This window comes from Azospirillum sp. BE72, assembly GCF_031455875.1.
Lineage (GTDB): Bacteria > Pseudomonadota > Alphaproteobacteria > Azospirillales > Azospirillaceae > Azospirillum.
Map to the genome: position 1 here is coordinate 1 of NZ_JAVDTO010000047.1, position 1,402 is coordinate 1,402.

Here is a 1,402-nt window from a genome sequence, read left to right on the forward strand (position 1 = left end):
CAGACCACCAAGGTCGCCAACCAGATCATCGTCGCGCTCACCATCGAGGCGGTCGGCGAGGCCCTGCTGCTCGCCGCCAAGGCCGGCGCCGATCCGGCCAAGGTCCGTCAGGCCCTGATGGGCGGCTTCGCCAATTCCCGCATCCTCGAGGTCCATGGCGAGCGCATGGTCAAGCGGACCTTCGATCCCGGCTTCCGCATCGAGCTGCATCAGAAGGACCTCAACCTCGCGCTCGCCACCGCCCGCTCGCTCGGCGTCAGCCTGCCCAACACCGCCACCGCCCAGGAGCTGTTCAACGCCTGCGCCGCCAACGGCGGCAAGGCCTGGGACCATTCCGGCATGGTCCGCGCGCTCGAGATGCTCGCCAACTTCGAGATCGGCCAGAAAGTCTAAGGTAGGAGGCTCGTTCCATGTCGACCGTTCCGCGCGCCCTGCTGCGCCAGATGTTCGATGCCGCAATCGCCGCCGCCCAGCCGGCGCTGTGCGTGCCGGCCAACCTGCCCGAACTTCCCAAGGGGTCTCCCAAGGGCCGGCTGGTGGTGATCGGCGCCGGCAAGGCCTCGGCGGCGATGGCGCGGGCGGTCGAGGACCATTGGCCCGGAGCCCTCTCCGGGCTGGTGGTCACCCGCTACGGCTATGCCGTGCCGTGTGAGCGCATCGAGATTGTCGAGGCCGCCCACCCGGTGCCGGATGCCGCCGGTCTGGCCGCCGCCGGGCGCATCCGCGCCCTGGTCTCCGGCCTCGGCGCGGACGATCTGGTGCTGTGCCTGATCTCCGGCGGCGGTTCAGCGCTGCTGGCGCTGCCGCTGGACGGCGTGACGCTGGCGGACAAGCAGGCGGTCAACCGCGCCCTGCTCGCCTCCGGCGCCACGATCGCCGAGATGAACTGCGTGCGCCGCCACCTGTCGGCGGTGAAGGGCGGGCGGCTCGCCGCCGCCTGCGCCCCGGCCCGGGTGCTGACGCTGCTGCTGTCCGACGTGCCCGGCGACAACCCGATGGACATCGCGTCGGGCCCCACCGTCGGCGATCCCACCAGCTGCGCCGACGCCCTCGCCATCCTCCGCCGCTACGGCATCACGGTGCCTCCCGCGCTGCGCGACGTGCTGGAAAGCGGGCGCGGCGAGAGCGTCAAGCCGGACGACCCGCGGCTGGCGGGCTGCGAGGCCCGCCTGATCGCCACGCCGCAGATGGCGCTGGAGGCCGCCGCAGCGGTAGGGCGCAAGGCCGGCTACCCGGTGCACATCCTGAGCGACCGCATCGAAGGCGAGGCGCGCGACGTCGGCACGGTGCTGGGCGGCATGGCATTGCAGGTGGCCGGCCGGGCGCAGCCCTTCACCGCGCCCTGCATCCTGCTGTCGGGCGGCGAGACCACGGTGACGGTGCGCGGCTCGGGCCGCGGCGG

The 1,402-nt window shown here is 72.8% G+C and carries 2 protein-coding genes; both read left to right on the plus strand.

Translation table 11 applies throughout. The features are described from left to right. Window positions 1–393, plus strand: a 393-nt coding sequence (locus tag J2Y49_RS32355; protein WP_310119878.1) for an NAD-binding protein, incomplete at its 5' end; no start/stop codon positions are given. A 17-nt stretch (window positions 394–410) separates the two neighbouring features. After that, the coding region (locus J2Y49_RS32360; RefSeq protein WP_310119880.1) for a glycerate kinase at window positions 411–1,402 on the plus strand (992 nt) is incomplete at its 3' end.